Here is a 16,845-nt window from a genome sequence, read left to right as displayed (position 1 = left end):
CTTTATTATCTCCCCGCGTTGTGGGGGAGATAATAAGCTGCGTTCGTCTTGCGAGCTGTGACTTGAAGTTTACAGGGTATAAATTAATACACTAAAGATCTTTCTTCGATGCCTGCAAATACAGCAACTCCAATCCAATCGTTGCTGCCGCTAACGCCGTAATTTCAGATTGGTCATAAGCCGGTGCCACTTCCACCACATCCATGCCAACGATATTTAGCGGCTGCAAGCCACGCACGATTTTCAATGCACGATCTGACGTCAATCCCCCTATCACGGGCGTTCCTGTACCCGGAGCAAATGCCGGATCAAGGCAATCAATATCGAACGTCAGGTAAATCGGCAAATCACCCACCACCGTCTTAATCTGCTCAACAATATCATCCACCCCGCGATCATTGACCTGACCGGCATCCAGCACGGTGAAACCGTTATCGGTATCATGTTCAGTGCGGATACCAATTTGCACGGAATGATGAGGATCGATTAGCCCTTCATTTGGCGCGTGATAAAACATCGTACCATGATCAAATTTGCTGCCATTAGGATAAGTATCCGTATGGGCATCAAAATGGATCAGCGCCATTTTGCCGAAATATTTCGCATGGGCACGCAACAGTGGCAACGTGACAAAGTGATCACCACCGAAAGACAGCATACGCTTGCCCGATTCCAGCACTTTTTCAGCATGTGCCTGCAACTTATCGCTCATATCCTGGGCATCGCCGAAGTTAAATACCAGATCCCCACAGTCCACGACATTCAGACGCTTGCGTAAGCTAAAATTCCACGGCCAACGGCAGCTTTCCCATGCCAGATTAGTCGATACCTGACGAATAGCGGCCGGCCCGTGGCGGCTACCCGCGCGTCCTGATGTCGCCATATCAAAAGGCACACCGGTAATCACCCATTGTGCATCACTGGAATAGGGTTGAAAGTTCAATGGAAAACGCAGGAAGCCGAAGGCATTTGAAACCAAAGAATTATCAATCTGGTTTCCTAAAGAGCTAATACTCATGATATATCCTCAAAAGTCCCATATCGGCTTATTACTCATATCCCATATTAGCAATATTCAATAATTGACGGTAACAAGTGGCATAGAGACTTATTTACGCTAGAAGATCAATCTTCCAAATACAGTATCATTTTAGATTCAAAATAAAAAAATGTTAACGATTAATCTAAAACTCAAGAAACGGATGCGTACACACTCATATAAGAACTAAAGAAAAAAGAGAATTTTCATTCGTTAAAAAAATTAATTTTTCCATTTTCTGAAATGATCTTAATTGATGAGAAAAATGATTTTAAATAGTCATCCAAAATCAAGTTATTATATAAAAACTTGACTAAGGATGACTATAAATAAAGACTAATCAGAGTTACTCATCTTCCAAATAGGTGTAACCATACAGACCACTTTCAAACTCTTGCAGGAATTGCTCCTGCAAATTTTCATCCAGATCGGTCGATTTCACTTGATCACGGAAGCGGGTCAAAAGCACTTGCGGTTCCAATTTGACATATTGGAGCATATTGGCGACAGAATCACCCTCTTCGCTCTGCTGATAAGTCACTTCACCCTGTTCTGAAACATAAACATCAATGGCCGCTGTATCACCAAACAGATTGTGCATATTGCCCAGAATTTCCTGATAGGCTCCAACCATAAAGAAACCAATCAATGGCGGATTGTCCGGATCATAAGCCGGCATTGGCATCGTTGTCGCCACACCATCGCCATCGACATAATGGTCAATCGTACCATCCGAATCACAGGTGATATCCAACAGAACGGCACGGCGATCCAGTGGCTTATCCAGCCCTTCAATCGGCAAGACCGGAAAAAGTTGATCAATCCCCCACGCATCTGGCATTGATTGGAACAGCGAAAAATTCACGTAGAATTTGTCTGCCATGCGTTCCTGTAATTCATCAATGATCGGACGATGGGCACGGTTGCTGGGATCAAGATTCTGCTGAATATGACGACAGATATTTAAATACAGTTCTTCCGCCCAGGCACGTTCTGACAGGTCTAACATGCCGTGGGCATACTGGGTATGCACGTCATGAAGATCAAACTGGCTATCATGCAGCCATTCACGCAAGGAACGGCGGTTGCCGTCAGACTGCATCTCCAACCATGTATCCCACAGACTGGTCAGGGGGCGCGTCGCACTTTCTGCCGGTGGCGTTGTTTCGGTGAATTCATTACGCTCAACGCCTATCACATTGGAGACTAAAACCGTATGGTGGGCAGTCAATGCACGACCGGATTCCGTAATCACCGTTGGGTGAGGCAGGCCGTGCTCTTCACACGCATCACCAATACCCCAAATAACGTTATTCGCGTATTCATTCAAGCCGTAGTTAACTGAGCATTCTGACTGGGAGCGCGTGCCTTCATAATCGACCCCCAATCCACCACCCACGTCAAAGCACTGGATCTTGACACCCAGCTTAGACAGCTCAACATAAAAGCGGGCAGATTCACGCACCCCGGTCGCCACATCACGGATATTCGCCAATTGGGAACCTAAATGGAAATGCAGCAACTGCAAGCTATCCAGCCGCCCTGCCGAACGCAACATTTCGATCAATTGCAATACCTGCGCCGCCGCTAAGCCAAATTTGGATTTTTCGCCGCCGCTGGCCTGCCATTTGCCAGAGCCTTGGGACGCCAAACGTGCCCGAACCCCCAAACGGGGAATGACATTGAGACGCTTGGCTTCTTCCAGTACCATCTCAATTTCAGACATCTTCTCGATAACCAGATACACCTTGTGTCCCAGTTTTTCACCGATCAGTGCCAGACGAATATATTCGCGATCTTTATAACCATTACAAACAATCACCGTCCCTGTCATGCCGGCATGAGCCAATACTGCCATTAATTCCGCTTTGGAACCGGCCTCCAATCCCACCGGCTCGTCCGCATTGGCCAAGGTCTCAATGACACGACGTTGCTGATTGACTTTGATCGGATAAACCAGGAAGTAATCCCCTTTATACCCATAAGATTCACGTGCACGTTTAAACGCGGCATTAATTGAACGCAAGCGGTGTTGCAAAATCTGGGGAAAACAAAACAATGCCGGTAAACGCAACTGTTTTTTTTCTTCCTGAACTTTCTTCACCAGATCGGCGAGTTCAATTTGAGCTCCCGGTAAATCAGGGTTCGGGCAAACACTGACATTACCCAGATCATTGACATAGTAATAGCTGCCGCCCCAGTATGCGATGTTATAGGTCTGTCGCATTTTGCGGGCGATATTATCATTCATGGCAGTCTCCTTCATGGAGTTGAGGTTCGCCTTCACCTGTAAGGTCAATAACCCAAGACACAATTTTATCGTGCGTATCTTGCGCATTAAAAAATGTCAGGGAACAGCATGCTCTTAAATTATGGGATTCTCAATTGATAAGCAGGACACGTGTATATCTCCTGTAAGCGCCTGTAACTTCAAGTGCAAAAATGACTCCTGTTACGCGCGCAGTTTATACCCGTAATCCCGTAAAATTGCAAAATGAAATTTATCTGAACAAGGCCAGACACCCCATACTTTTTAGTCAAGAAAACTAAAATGTCATACTACGAAGGATATTTGAAATTAAAAAGACTGGTAACCTTAGCAAGAGTGACTTAAAATGGCCGTCTAGATGGTAAAACATCTGCCCTTAAACCAAAATTATATTTAAGGTAACCAAATATAATGACTACACATCTTTTCACTTCTGAATCTGTTTCAGAAGGGCATCCAGATAAAATTGCCGATCAGATTTCCGATGCCGTCCTTGATGCAATCTTAGAGCAAGATCCTAAAGCTCGCGTTGCTTGCGAAACTTATGTTAAAACGGGCATGGTGATGGTAGGTGGCGAAATCACGACCAGCGCTTGGGTTGATATTGAGGAAATTACTCGCCGCACCGTACGTGAAATCGGTTACACCAGTTCAGATATGGGGTTTGATGCCAATTCATGTGCAGTGATCAGTGCCATTGGTAAACAATCTCCGGATATCAATCAGGGTGTTGACCGTGCAGATCCGCTGGAGCAAGGTGCAGGAGATCAGGGCTTGATGTTTGGTTATGCGACCAACGAAACCGATGTTCTCATGCCAGCACCTATTACTTATGCCCACCGTTTGGTTGAGCGTCAGGCCGAAGTGCGTAAAAACGGCACCCTACCGTGGCTACGCCCTGATGCGAAGAGTCAAGTCACCTTCCAGTACGAGAACGGCAAAATCATTGGCATTGATGCTGTTGTGCTTTCAACCCAGCACGCCGAAGATATCGATCAAAAATCTCTGCAAGAAGCGGTGATGGATGAGATCATCAAGCCAGTATTGCCGACTGAATGGCTGACGCCGATGACGAAATATTTCATCAACCCAACAGGCCGCTTCGTGATTGGTGGACCAATGGGTGACTGTGGTCTGACAGGCCGTAAGATTATTGTAGACACCTATGGCGGTATGGCCCGTCACGGTGGTGGCGCATTCTCAGGTAAAGATCCCTCCAAAGTTGACCGTTCAGCCGCCTATGCCGCGCGTTACGTTGCCAAAAATATCGTTGCGGCCGGTCTGGCTGATCGCTGTGAAATCCAAGTGTCTTACGCGATCGGTGTTGCGGAGCCAACCTCTATCATGGTGGAAACATTCGGGACAGAGAAAGTGCCAACGTCCACACTGATTCAATTAGTGCGTGAATTCTTTGATCTGCGCCCTTACGGCCTGATTAAGATGCTGGATCTGTTACACCCCATTTATCGCGATACCGCAGCTTATGGTCATTTCGGTCGTGAACAATTTCCGTGGGAAGCAACAGATAAAGCTGAAATTCTGCGCTCTGCGGCAGGATTGAAATAATGCTTTGCTAACCGATGAAGCCCGCAACACCTGCGGGTTTTTTTATATTAAATACAGTATTCATCAGCCGTAATGAAATTCGTTAGCGTTCCCCTCTCCTTACAGCAAGCTGTGATGCGTACCCTGCGACAGAAATTAACTCAGGCGAGTTATTTTTTGCAGCAAAAATTTCCCGAACCCCAAATTACCTATCAACAACGAGGAACCATTGCGGGCAGTGCCCGACTGCAAGAGTGGGAAATTCGCCTGAATCCTATTTTGCTGATCGAAAATCAACAAACCTTCATTGATGAAGTCATTCCACATGAACTGGCGCATCTGTTGGCGTATCATCAATTTGGTAAGGTTGCCCCACACGGAAAAGAGTGGTGCTTTATCATGGAAACAATATTTGAAGTTCCCGCCAAGCGGACACACCCGTTTTCAGTCCATTCTGTCCGTAGTCAAATATTCATTTATTATTGCCGCTGTCAGCAACATGAGCTGACAATAAGGCAACACAATAAAGTCCTTAGAGGAAAAATTTGCTATATTTGCCGCCAATGTGGTGAAAAACTAACGCTACTGGCGGAGGCGGAAACTTAAATTCATTTTTTGATCAGGCTGGCTGCTTTAATTTTCTCTGCTTCTTCAATGACTTGATCGGCAGTTTTCCCATGAAGAGATTGAAAAAATTTCTGCTCCAACTTTTGTATATCTCCATGTTGGATATTTCCGTTCTGGTTATCCTTAAACAGATCATCAAAGTTGATACTATTGATCATGGCAATATTCAATGAATCATCAAATTGTAATTTTTTATCTTCCGGCAAAGTATCTCTGATTCTTTCAATGGATGTTTTGACAGCAATTTCATTTGTTCCATCAATTTTGAGTCGATTATCACATCCTGCCAATGCAAACCCCAATAAACAAATCATTAACAATTTTTTCATGTTCAACCCCGCCTATTACTGATAATAGTCATAATAGCAGAATGAGAACATATAAGTTGGTTTAATAAAAAATTTTCTTATTAAATAAATAACACTGATAACTCAATTATTGGTCATATTATATCATTCAAAATTAATATCATTCACTTACCGTAATAAATACGATAAGTAAAGGACAAAACAATTTTTTCAATAAATATATTCTTAAATATAGTTATTTTAATTCCCGCAACAACTCCCGCAACATAGATAGCTATGCTGATATCAAAACTCGTAAAGCCTGAACCGCTGACATGATTGCCAATCCCCCTAATATCCCCAGGACAAGCCGGCTAAAATGCTGTGGACTAATCCATCTTCTCAGGCGAGAGCCAATAATGAGAGACAGTAGTGATAACGCAGTGAGTATCAGTATTACCCACAAGTATTGCGAAGAAAACAGTTGGAATGCTTCTTGATGCAGCACGGCTAATTGGCTGATCTTACCCAGCAAAAAACACAAATTGGCCGCCCGTACAATTTCGTGGTGATTTTGACTCATTGCTAATAAGCACATCATCAATATGGGTGACATTGCATTTGTCGCCCCACCTATAATACCCGCCATCAAACCAAATAATGCCAGAACGACGGCATTCTCTGGTAAGTGATGATGACTGCGACGAAGGCTATTGACGATGTAAAAAGCAATGACGCCACTCATCAATAACTGTAAGTACGCCGGATTAACCAAAAACAAAAGTTTAGCGCCGATAAAACTACCCAGTAATGAAAATAGCGCCAATAAACTGTATTTGCGTAATATAAAGCCGATTTTTCCGCCAGAAACCACACTCCAGACATTGACCAGCAATGTTGGCCACAATGCCAAGATCACCGCTTCTTTGAGTGGCATGAATAGACTGAGCGCCGCTGTGCTGGCAATAGGAAAACCAATACCGCTGATGCCGTGCAACAACGCAGCCGTGATAAACAGTAATGATAATACAGTAATATTCAAGATATTTTCCCTTATAGAAAAAGTTTACTCAATTCATTACTCATTTTGAATATTGCCACAAAATATTCCTAAATATAATCAACCAAAACAAAATTATGTCATAACCCCTACCAGTCAAGGTATACTGATCTCTTATTTTTGCGATGAACATAAAAACAAAATGAGACACTTTGGCTAAAAAGCAATCATGGCATTGTAAGATGAGTTGCCGCCAAAAAATATAATACCTATAAATTAATATATTAAATCAGGAAGTTACATGGATAATACTTTAAAGAAAACACCTTTATATAAGATTCTTTACGTTCAGGTCATCTTTGCCATCTTACTCGGTATCGCGCTTGGTCATTTTTATCCAGATATCGGTGAATCACTAAAGCCGTTAGGTGATGCTTTCATCAAAATTGTAAAAATGATTATTGCGCCTGTTATCTTCCTGACAATAGTGACAGGCATAGCAGGAATGAATGATATTAAAGCCGTTGGCAATGTGGTCGGCAAATCAATGTTATATTTCTTAACATTCTCAACGCTTGCTTTACTCATTGGCTTGGTTGTTGCAAATATCATTCGTCCCGGTGATGGGTTGAATATCTCTCCGGAGTCATTAGACAGCAGCAAAGTTATTGGTTACGTAGAAAAAGCCCATGAATCCTCCATTGTTGGCTTTCTCATGAATATCATTCCTGATACCGTGGTGAGTCCACTGGTCAATGGTAATATTCTTCAGGTTCTGTTTATCTCCGTTATTTTTGGTATCGCTTTAGCCGCAACAGGGAAAAAAGGCGAGCCTGTTTTAGTCTTTTTACAAAACCTCTCTGAACCGCTGTTTAAAATGGTGGGCATTTTAATGAAATTAGCGCCTATCGGCGCATTTGGCGCAATGTCATTTACCATCGGAAAATATGGGATTTCATCCATTGGCAATTTAATGATGTTAGTTGCTACTTTTTATATTACATCATTGCTCTTTGTGCTTGTCGTTCTGGGCGCCGTTGCCAAATATAATGGTTTCTCTATCATTCAGTTAATTAAATATATTAAAGACGAACTTTGGTTAGTTCTGGGAACCTCATCTTCTGAAGCAGCGTTACCCGGCCTAATGAAGAAAATGGAAAATGTGGGTTGCGAAAAATCAGTGGTTGGCTTGGTTATTCCAACGGGTTATTCGTTTAATCTTGATGGCACCAATATTTATATGACAATGGCGGCATTATTTATTGCCCAAGCCACAGGAATTGATTTAAGTATTACGGAGCAAATCTCTTTATTATTAGTTGCCATGATCAGCTCAAAAGGCGCGGCCGGGGTAACAGGAGCCGGTTTTATTACGCTGGCAGCCACCTTATCTGTCGTTCCCAGTGTCCCTGTAGCCGGCATGGCGCTTATTTTAGGCATTGACAGATTTATGTCTGAATGCCGGGCATTGACCAATTTAGTGGGTAATGCGTGTGCCAGTATTGTTGTCGCTCGCTGGGAAAATGCGTTGGATAAAGAAAAAATGCACCGAGTATTAAATGGTGATATGTCAAGCTCAATAGAAGAAACCGCAAAGAAATAATAAACATGACCTACAATAAATAATAAAACCTCTTATCCCCCTTATTATAAATGGGGGATATATAACATACCGTTATTGATTTCAAAATAGATACCTCACCATAAAACCAAATGATATACAACAAAAAAATCCCTATCGTTTACTTAATCATTAAGATTTATATTTATTGATATATCCTCATCGTATTTGAAGATACATTTATCCCCCTTCGCTACGCCAGGAGGGATAAGATAACCTCTATTTTGCATGATGCAACTTGAAGTTTATTATTTATTAAGTATAGATCCTTTATATTTAAGTTAAGTTTTGATAAAAATTAACAATTAGTCTAATAATAAATTGGGAATAAATAGGTTTTCATAATAGTAAGAGCTTGCAATTTTTCCCCACGCGACACACGGGACAAGATTTAAGCCTATCATTCTGAAACGCTATTTATATGTCCTAGCATACTAAAAAACCAAAGTACCCGGAGAATATAATGAAAAAGCTACATGATATTGAAAAAGAATTATTGCCCTATACCTCTTATAAGATGCTGATTAATGGTGAGTGGGTTGATAGTGTTTCGAAAAATACACTGAAAAGCTATAACCCCGCAACCGGTGAATTACTGACAGAATATGCGGCAGGAAATGCTGAAGATGTTGAACTTGCTGTCAAAGCTGCCCAAAAGGCCCTGCCGGCATGGAGTAAAACATCCGCTGCGGAAAGACAATCTCTATTACTGAAAATTGCCGACCTGCTGGAAGCAGAAGCTGAACGCTTTATCGTCCTTGAAACATTGGATGGCGGTAAAACCCAAGCTCTCTGTCGTCATTTCGACATTCCTTTTTCGGTTGATCATTTCCGCTATTTTGCCGGGGTTATCCGTGCTCATTCTGATACCACGGATGTTATCGATAATGACACCTTGAGCTTAGTTATCAGGGAACCCATCGGCGTGGTCGGGCAAATTATTCCCTGGAATTTCCCGCTATTGATGGCGGCCTGGAAACTCGCGCCCGCCCTGGCTGCCGGTAATACGATTGTGATTAATCCTGCCAGCCTCACCCCAATCACACTGCTTGAATTGGGGCGTATCATAAATCAAGTTCTGCCAGCAGGCGTTGTCAATATTGTCACGGGGCGGGGTTCGGTGGTCGGTCAAGCGATCCTCGACCACGACGGCATTAACAAGGTCGCCTTTACCGGATCAACTGAAGTCGGTTACAACGTTGCCGCAGCGGCGGCGAAAAGGCTCATTCCTGCAACGCTGGAATTGGGGGGTAAATCGGCCAACATCGTCTTCCCTGATGCCAATATGCAAAAGGCTGTCAAATATGCCGCCAATGCCATTTTATTGAATCAAGGGCAAGCCTGTGAATCCGGCGCCCGCCTGTTCCTGCATAAAGATATTCACGATGAATTCCTGCGCTCACTGAAAAGCGTCTTTGAATCCATCAAAGTAGGTGATCCGATGCTGGCAGAAACAGAAATGGGCAGCCAAGTCAGTGAAGAGCAAATGAATACCATTTTAGGTTACATTGATCTGGCAAAACAGGAAGGGGCAACCATTCTGACCGGCGGAAACCGCCTGACAGAAGCCGGACTTGATGAGGGCTTCTTTATCCAGCCAACGATCCTGACCAATGTCACTAATAACATGCGGGTTGCACAGGAAGAAATTTTCGGGCCGGTACTCTGTGTCATTCCATTCAGCCACGAAGAAGAGGTCATCGAAATGGCCAATGATTCCGAATATGGTCTGGCAGGCGCCGTCTGGACGCAGGATATTAACCGTGCCCTGCGCATCGCTAAGGCAATAAAAACAGGACGTATGTGGATTAATACCTATCACGAATTACCCGCCCATGCGCCTTTCGGTGGCTATAAGAAATCCGGGCTTGGACGTGAAACCCATAAGATGATGCTGGATGCTTACACGGAAGTGAAAAACATTTATATCAGTACCAAAGACAGCTAACACGTTCGCGACCGACAAGGGAATCGCCACCTGCAAGGGTGGCGATAAAGAAGCCAAGAGAAATTACAACCAGAAGAACCACGCAATCGCAGAAATAATGGCAATACATACCACGTTCAGTACTATGCCGACTCTGACCATTTCACTTTGTTTGATGTAGCCGGTGCCATAAACAATCGCATTAGGTGGCGTTGCTACAGGTAACATAAAGGCACAGGATGCACCAATACCAATGATCATAGTCAAAACCATGACCGGCATTCCCAGCGCTTCTGCAACCGTGGCAAAAATCGGTACAAGCAGCGCTGCGCTCGCCGTGTTACTGGTGAATTCGGTCAGGAAGATAATAAACGCCGCAATCGCAATGATGATCACAAACCAAGGGCTGGTGCCGAAAGTCGCTGCCATGCCATTCGCCATCACTTCACTGGCACCCGAATTTTTCAGGACAGCACTCAATGTCAGGCCACCCCCGAAGAGCATCAATACGCCCCATTCCGTGTTGTTTTGAATCTGTGACCATGTGGATACACCCGTGATACCAATCAGGATAGCCGCACTCACGGCAATAATCGTATCCAGATCTTTGACACCGCCCAGTGCGTCACTGATGAATGAACTGAAAATCCAGCACACGACGGTGAGCAGGAAAATACCCATGGCAATAACACGCTTGCTATTCCATTCCAGATGCTCCAGTTCCAGAGCGAATTTGTGGTTCAGGTTTGGACGCAGCATAAGGTACATCACCCCAACCATGACAGGCATGAGCACAATGACCATTGGCACGCCGTATTGCATCCATGTAAAGAAATCCATACCCAATTGTGCGGCAGCAATGGCATTGGGTGGGCTTCCCACCAAGGTTCCCAGTCCACCGATGCTGGCGCTGTAAGCAACACCGAGCAGCACAAAGACAAAGGTATTACGTTCAGAGCGGACATCCAGATTCGCCAGAATACCGAGCACCAGTGGTAACATCATAGCTGCCGTGGCCGTATTGCTGATCCACATAGACAGCAGGGCGGTAATGCCAAATATCAGCAATATCGCCACGGATAAACGCCCACGGGCCAGCATCAGCAAGCGGTTAGCGATTAATCTATCCAGGCCTTGGATATGCAACGCGGTTGCCAAAGCAAAGCCACCGAAGAATAAAAAGATTATCGGGTTTGCAAAGGATTTTAGTGCGTCACCGGTATTCAACAATCCCATGCCAACGGCCAGAATAGGAATACACAGCGCAGTAATGGTGACATGGATGGCTTCGGTTAACCATAACACGCCAACAAATGCCATTAATGCCAAGCCTGCATTGGCTTTTTCCCCGTAAGGTAAAAACTTAAGCAATACCACAAGCAAGATGATATCCAGCGCAAGGATAATTAAGCCTCTTTTATTTGAAGGGGTAGGCCCAATCGCCGGGGTTAAAGATTCAGAAGCGTCCATGAAGACTCCATAAAACAATAAGACCTGACTCTGTAACATAAAAAGCATAAATGATGATTCATTGCCATAAATGTTAAAGAATTACATTACCTGTGAAATAACCTGCGAAATAATAAGGAGTCTTATCAAATAATAAAATACGAGTTGTGTGATTTTGGGATCTGCTACGCGGGATTTATCTGATTACTGAATTTTTGTGCAAAAAAAGAACTGAATTTCTGTTGTTATATCACATTTTTATCCTGCAACAGGATGAAGAATAACGATGAAAAATAACATTTTCTTTTATTAAAAAGGCGAAAGAGACTATTCCCTTTAGTTTACTTTCTGTTATGGGCGGATATAATTGCATAATAATTATCTATACACAAAACGCCCTTAATAGGGGTTTTAATGTGGAGATAGTGGAATGGATAAGATCACTGCAATTAAAACATTAGACAAATTCAGCAAGATGGGAAAAAACATCTTCCTCTTGCAAGATTTGGCGGTCATCTTTGCTGATGAAGCACCACGAACATTGAAAAAGTCCATTGATCGTCTTATCAAGGCCGAGTTGCTGGTGCGTATCACCAAGGGGGTTTATACAAATGCACGCGCGAGCTTGGGCGCTTATCCACTGGAGAGCATCGCAATCAATATTCGACGTGGCGAATACAGCTACATCAGTCTGGAATCAGCATTGTCCCAATACGGGATTATCTCCCAGATCCCTACCGACAGACTTACGATTATGTCTACCGGCAGGTCAGGGGAATTTGAAACACCGTGGGGTGTCATTGAGATCACGCACACCAATAAGAAACCGAGTGAAATCCTGAAAGGAACGTTGGAAAACCGTGGGCCAATGCGTATCGCAAGAGAAGAAACGGCCCTTCGTGATTTAAAGCGAGTGGGCAGAAACACCCACCTGATTCAAAGGGAGGAATTGGAGCATGCCTGATAAAACCGATTTTAATATTCTTGTCGATGAAATCGTTACGCAGGACGGGTTTGCCAACATCAGGCCTGTCGTTGAAAAAGAGCTGTTGCACTATGACATTTTGTATTGTCTGGCTAAAGAGGGTTTGCTGAGAAAACTCACCTTTCAGGGAGGCACATCTTTAAGGCTCTGCTATGATTCCAACCGATTCAGTGAAGATTTGGACTTTGCAGGTGGCCGTGACTTTTGTTCAGCAGATCTGAACAGAATTAAAGAGAGCGTCGAAAGCTATTTGGGCGCACGTTACGGTCTTGAAGTCACCGTAAAGGAACCTAATGAGCTCAGAAAGGAGCCAGAGTATACCGATGTGAGAATCGATAAATGGCAAATTTCTGTCACAACCGCCCCAGAGCGTAAGGACTTGCCAAAGCAACGCATCAAAATTGAGATCGCTAACATCCCGGCCTATACAAAGAATCCGCGCCCATTAAAGCGCAATTACCCTGTGTTACCTGATGGCTACTCTGACACTATCGTGTTGGTAGAAGAATTAACCGAAATCATGGCGGATAAACTGGTTTCATTCCCTGCGACAACGAAATATATTCGTTATCGCGACATGTGGGATTTGGTCTGGCTGAAACAACAGGGAGTTGACCCCGACACCGACCTGATCAAGCGCAAGCTATCGGATTATTATTTAACTGATTTTGGCGAACTGCTTCAGGCACGCTTAGACTCGATTGAAAACCTTATCGCTTCAGGTACCTTTCAGGAAGAAATGAAACGGTTTATTCCTGCACTCGTTTACAACAGAACCATTGGGCAGGCAGACTTCATGCGCTACCTAGAGATCACCCTGAAAGAATTACTCACTACAGTGCAAAAGGCGTTGTACTCACCCGTGATTAACGTCGTTCCTTTCAAAATGTAACATGTACTATCTCAAACTGAGTCTGGCATTTATTAAAAAGGCGAAAGAGACTATTCCCCTTCGCCAAAACATAAATAAGCTTATTCTTTAGAAGAAAAAATCGGCAATTATGCCTGACCTTTCACTTCTTTCAGGCCGTTGAAAGGCGCGCGGTTACCCAGTGCTTCTTCAATACGGATCAACTGGTTGTATTTAGCAACACGGTCAGAACGGCTCATAGAACCAGTTTTGATTTGACCCGCCGCAGTACCGACAGCCAGATCAGCAATCGTTGCATCTTCCGTTTCACCAGAGCGGTGAGAAATAACCGCAGTGTAACCGGCATCTTTTGCCATCTTGATGGCAGCCAGCGTCTCAGTCAAAGAACCAATCTGGTTGAATTTGATCAGGATGGAGTTTGCGATACCTTTTTCGATACCTTCTTTCAGGATCTTGGTGTTAGTTACGAACAGATCGTCACCCACCAACTGGATTTTGTCACCCAAGACTTTAGTCTGGTAAGCAAAACCTTCCCAATCAGATTCGTTCAGGCCATCTTCGATGGAAACAATGGGATACTCTTTGGTCAATGCTTCCAAATAGTGGGTAAATTCCTGAGAAGTGAACGTCTTGCCTTCGCCTTTCAGTTCATAGTTGCCCGTTTCTTCGTTATAGAATTCAGACGCAGCGCAATCCATCGCCAGAGTAATGTCTTTACCCAGTACGTAACCCGCTTGCTCAACGGCTTCTTTGATGGCTGCCAGCGCTGCTGCGTTGGATTCCAGGTTTGGCGCATAGCCGCCTTCATCACCCACCGCGGTGTTCATGCCTTTAGACTTCAGCACTTTTGCCAGATTATGGAAGACTTCGGAACCCATGCGTACCGCTTCTTTCAGCGTGCTTGCACCAATCGGCTGGATCATGAATTCTTGGATATCCACGTTGTTGTCCGCATGTTCACCACCGTTGATGATGTTCATCATTGGCAGGGGCATGGAGTATTTACCCGGCGTTCCGTTCAGTTCAGCGATGTGCTCATATAGCGGCATACCTTTCGCTGCGGCCGCTGCTTTGGCGTTGGCGAGAGAAACCGCCAAAATCGCGTTAGCACCGAAGTTAGATTTGTTTTCAGTACCATCCAGCTCGATCATGACTTTGTCGATGTTAGCCTGATCTTTCGCATCCTGACCAAGCAGAGCCTGTGCAATTGGGCCGTTGACCGCAGCAATGGCTTTCAGTACACCTTTACCCATGAAGCGAGACTTATCGCCATCACGCAGTTCCAGCGCTTCGCGAGAACCGGTTGAGGCACCTGATGGCGCAGCAGCCAGACCCACAAAGCCCCCTTCCAAGTGAACTTCTGCTTCTATCGTTGGGTTACCACGGGAGTCGATGATTTCACGGCCAAGCACTTTAACGATTTTGGACATTTGGTTTTCCTCAAGTCACAAGTTAAATTCCGGGCAACCGATTGAAACTAAAAGTGATTACTTTAAAAGTATCTCAAAATAATTCGTTTAATATCAATCCATTGCCCCATATCTTATTTCAATTCGCCTTTCTGATATTTGCTTGCGGCTTCGACAAAGCCAGCAAATAACGGATGACCATCGCGAGGCGTTGAAGTGAATTCTGGGTGGAACTGACACGCCACGAACCACGGGTGCGCTGGGTTCTCGATGATTTCCACCAGTCTGTTGTCGATTGAACGGCCAGCAACACGCAAACCGGCATCTTCAATGCGTTTCAACAGTAAATTATTCACTTCATAACGGTGGCGATGACGTTCAACGATGTCTTGCTGGCCATAGAGTTTACGTACCAAACTGTCTTCAGTCAGATGGCATACTTGACCACCAACGCGCATCGTTCCGCCGAGATCGCTCTCTTCGCTACGTACTTCTAAGTTGCCGTTCTCATCACGCCATTCGGTGATCAGACCCACAACCGGTAACTTACATTCAGGCTCGAACTCCGTGGAGTTAGCTTCTGCCATGCCCGCAACATTGCGAGAAAATTCAATCAGAGCCACCTGCATGCCCAGACAAATACCCAAGTATGGGACATTGTTCTCACGGGCATAACGTGCTGTCATAATCTTGCCTTCGATACCACGGCCACCAAAACCACCCGGCACCAGAATCGCATCCAGACCTTTCAATACGTCAACACCACGCGTTTCAACATCCTGTGAATCGATCAATTTGATATTGACCGTCAGGCGATTTTTCAACCCGCCATGTTTCAGGGCTTCAATCACTGACTTATAAGCATCTGGCAATTCAACGTATTTGCCCACCATCCCAATGGTCACTTCACCCGATGGATTAGCTTCTTCATAAATAACCTGTTCCCATTCGGACAGATCAGCTTCCGGGCATTCGAGGCTGAATCGTTTACAAATATAATCATCTAAGCCCTGAGATTTCAAGAGGGCAGGGATTTTATAAATGGAATCAACATCTTTTAAAGAAATAACCGCTTTCTCTGGTACGTTACAGAAAAGCGCAATTTTTGCACGCTCATTGGCAGGAATGGTGCGATCTGAACGGCAGATCAACACGTCTGGCTGAATACCAATGGAGAGTAATTCTTTCACGGAGTGCTGAGTCGGCTTGGTTTTCACTTCACCCGCTGCGGCCATATAAGGCACCAGCGTCAGGTGCATAAACAGCGTGTTTTCACGGCCGACTTCCACCGCCATCTGACGAATGGCTTCGAGGAATGGCAGAGATTCGATATCACCAACCGTCCCGCCGATTTCCACCAAGACAACATCATGACCTTCTGCACCACGGATGATGCGGTCTTTGATTTCATTGGTGATATGAGGAATAACCTGGATCGTGGCACCCAAATAATCGCCACGGCGCTCTTTGCGCAGCACTTCGGAATAGACACGGCCTGTTGTGAAGTTATTGCGGCGTGTCATTTTGGTTCGGATGAAACGTTCGTAATGACCTAAATCGAGATCAGTTTCAGCGCCGTCTTCGGTCACGAAAACTTCCCCGTGTTGGGTTGGGCTCATTGTACCTGGATCGACGTTGATATACGGGTCCAGTTTCATAATGGTGACATTGAGTCCACGGGCTTCGAGTATAGCCGCCAAAGAGGCTGCGGCAATGCCTTTACCCAGAGAGGATACGACCCCGCCGGTCACAAAAATATAATTAGTTTTCATGCTGAACCTGAAAGTTTAGGTTTAAAAGGATGATGAATATAACA

Annotated in this window: 13 protein-coding genes; 6 read left to right on the top strand and 7 right to left on the bottom strand. The window is 44.6% G+C overall.

The features are described from left to right. Positions 1–91: 91 nt before the first annotated feature. Together speB and speA are read right to left on the bottom strand one after the other, a co-directional pair. On the bottom strand, positions 92–1,018 hold the full coding sequence (speB, locus tag XDD1_RS14500) for an agmatinase (RefSeq protein ID WP_045972270.1): 927 nt from the start codon (positions 1,016–1,018) through the stop codon (positions 92–94). Between the two features lie 367 nt (positions 1,019–1,385). Next, the gene (speA, locus tag XDD1_RS14495; protein ID WP_045972268.1) at positions 1,386–3,290 is read right to left on the bottom strand and encodes a biosynthetic arginine decarboxylase; all 1,905 of its coding nucleotides are present in this window, start codon (positions 3,288–3,290) and stop codon (positions 1,386–1,388) included. A 429-nt stretch (positions 3,291–3,719) separates the two neighbouring features. Here speA and metK point away from each other — a divergent pair, with 429 nt between their 5' ends. After that, the gene (gene metK, locus XDD1_RS14490) at positions 3,720–4,874 is read left to right on the top strand and encodes a methionine adenosyltransferase (RefSeq protein WP_045972266.1); all 1,155 of its coding nucleotides are present in this window, start codon (positions 3,720–3,722) and stop codon (positions 4,872–4,874) included. Between the two features lie 72 nt (positions 4,875–4,946). Beyond that, on the top strand, positions 4,947–5,459 hold the full coding sequence (locus XDD1_RS14485) for a SprT family zinc-dependent metalloprotease (protein WP_045972264.1): 513 nt from the start codon (positions 4,947–4,949) through the stop codon (positions 5,457–5,459). 2 nt (positions 5,460–5,461) lie between these two features. Here XDD1_RS14485 and XDD1_RS14480 read toward each other — a convergent pair whose 3' ends face one another. Both XDD1_RS14480 and XDD1_RS14475 read right to left on the bottom strand, forming a co-directional pair. Beyond that, entirely contained in the window at positions 5,462–5,809 is a 348-nt protein-coding gene (locus XDD1_RS14480) for a DUF6694 family lipoprotein (RefSeq protein ID WP_045972262.1), read from the bottom strand. Between the two features lie 253 nt (positions 5,810–6,062). Beyond that, on the bottom strand, positions 6,063–6,809 hold the full coding sequence (locus XDD1_RS14475) for a sulfite exporter TauE/SafE family protein (protein ID WP_045972260.1): 747 nt from the start codon (positions 6,807–6,809) through the stop codon (positions 6,063–6,065). Between the two features lie 259 nt (positions 6,810–7,068). Between XDD1_RS14475 and XDD1_RS14470 the strand changes: the two genes are divergently transcribed. Together XDD1_RS14470 and XDD1_RS14465 are read left to right on the top strand one after the other, a co-directional pair. Continuing rightward, a complete protein-coding gene (locus tag XDD1_RS14470; protein ID WP_045972258.1) occupies positions 7,069–8,370 on the top strand; it encodes a dicarboxylate/amino acid:cation symporter in 1,302 nt (433 codons plus the stop codon). A gap of 481 nt (positions 8,371–8,851) precedes the next feature. Further along, the gene (locus XDD1_RS14465; protein WP_045972256.1) at positions 8,852–10,336 is read left to right on the top strand and encodes an aldehyde dehydrogenase family protein; all 1,485 of its coding nucleotides are present in this window, start codon (positions 8,852–8,854) and stop codon (positions 10,334–10,336) included. A 63-nt stretch (positions 10,337–10,399) separates the two neighbouring features. Here XDD1_RS14465 and XDD1_RS14460 read toward each other — a convergent pair whose 3' ends face one another. Then, positions 10,400–11,785: an SLC13 family permease gene (locus XDD1_RS14460; RefSeq protein WP_045973659.1), complete on the bottom strand. Its 1,386-nt coding sequence runs from the start codon at positions 11,783–11,785 to the stop codon at positions 10,400–10,402. A 409-nt stretch (positions 11,786–12,194) separates the two neighbouring features. Here XDD1_RS14460 and abiEi point away from each other — a divergent pair, with 409 nt between their 5' ends. Further along, entirely contained in the window at positions 12,195–12,728 is a 534-nt protein-coding gene (gene abiEi / locus XDD1_RS14455; protein ID WP_045972254.1) for a type IV toxin-antitoxin system AbiEi family antitoxin, read from the top strand. After that, positions 12,721–13,641, top strand: a complete 921-nt coding sequence (locus tag XDD1_RS14450) for a nucleotidyl transferase AbiEii/AbiGii toxin family protein (protein WP_045972252.1) — start codon at positions 12,721–12,723, stop codon at positions 13,639–13,641. The genes abiEi and XDD1_RS14450 overlap by 8 nt, the downstream gene beginning before the upstream one ends. A gap of 107 nt (positions 13,642–13,748) precedes the next feature. Here XDD1_RS14450 and eno read toward each other — a convergent pair whose 3' ends face one another. Both eno and pyrG read right to left on the bottom strand, forming a co-directional pair. Then, on the bottom strand, positions 13,749–15,050 hold the full coding sequence (eno, locus tag XDD1_RS14445; protein ID WP_045972250.1) for a phosphopyruvate hydratase: 1,302 nt from the start codon (positions 15,048–15,050) through the stop codon (positions 13,749–13,751). Between the two features lie 113 nt (positions 15,051–15,163). Beyond that, a complete protein-coding gene (gene pyrG / locus XDD1_RS14440) occupies positions 15,164–16,801 on the bottom strand; it encodes a glutamine hydrolyzing CTP synthase (protein WP_045972248.1) in 1,638 nt (545 codons plus the stop codon). Positions 16,802–16,845: the final 44 nt, after the last annotated feature.

The organism is Xenorhabdus doucetiae, from assembly GCF_000968195.1.
GTDB classification, from domain to species: domain Bacteria; phylum Pseudomonadota; class Gammaproteobacteria; order Enterobacterales; family Enterobacteriaceae; genus Xenorhabdus; species Xenorhabdus doucetiae.
Note: the sequence above shows the minus strand (reverse complement) of the source record. Positions and strands in the feature narration are given on the sequence as shown.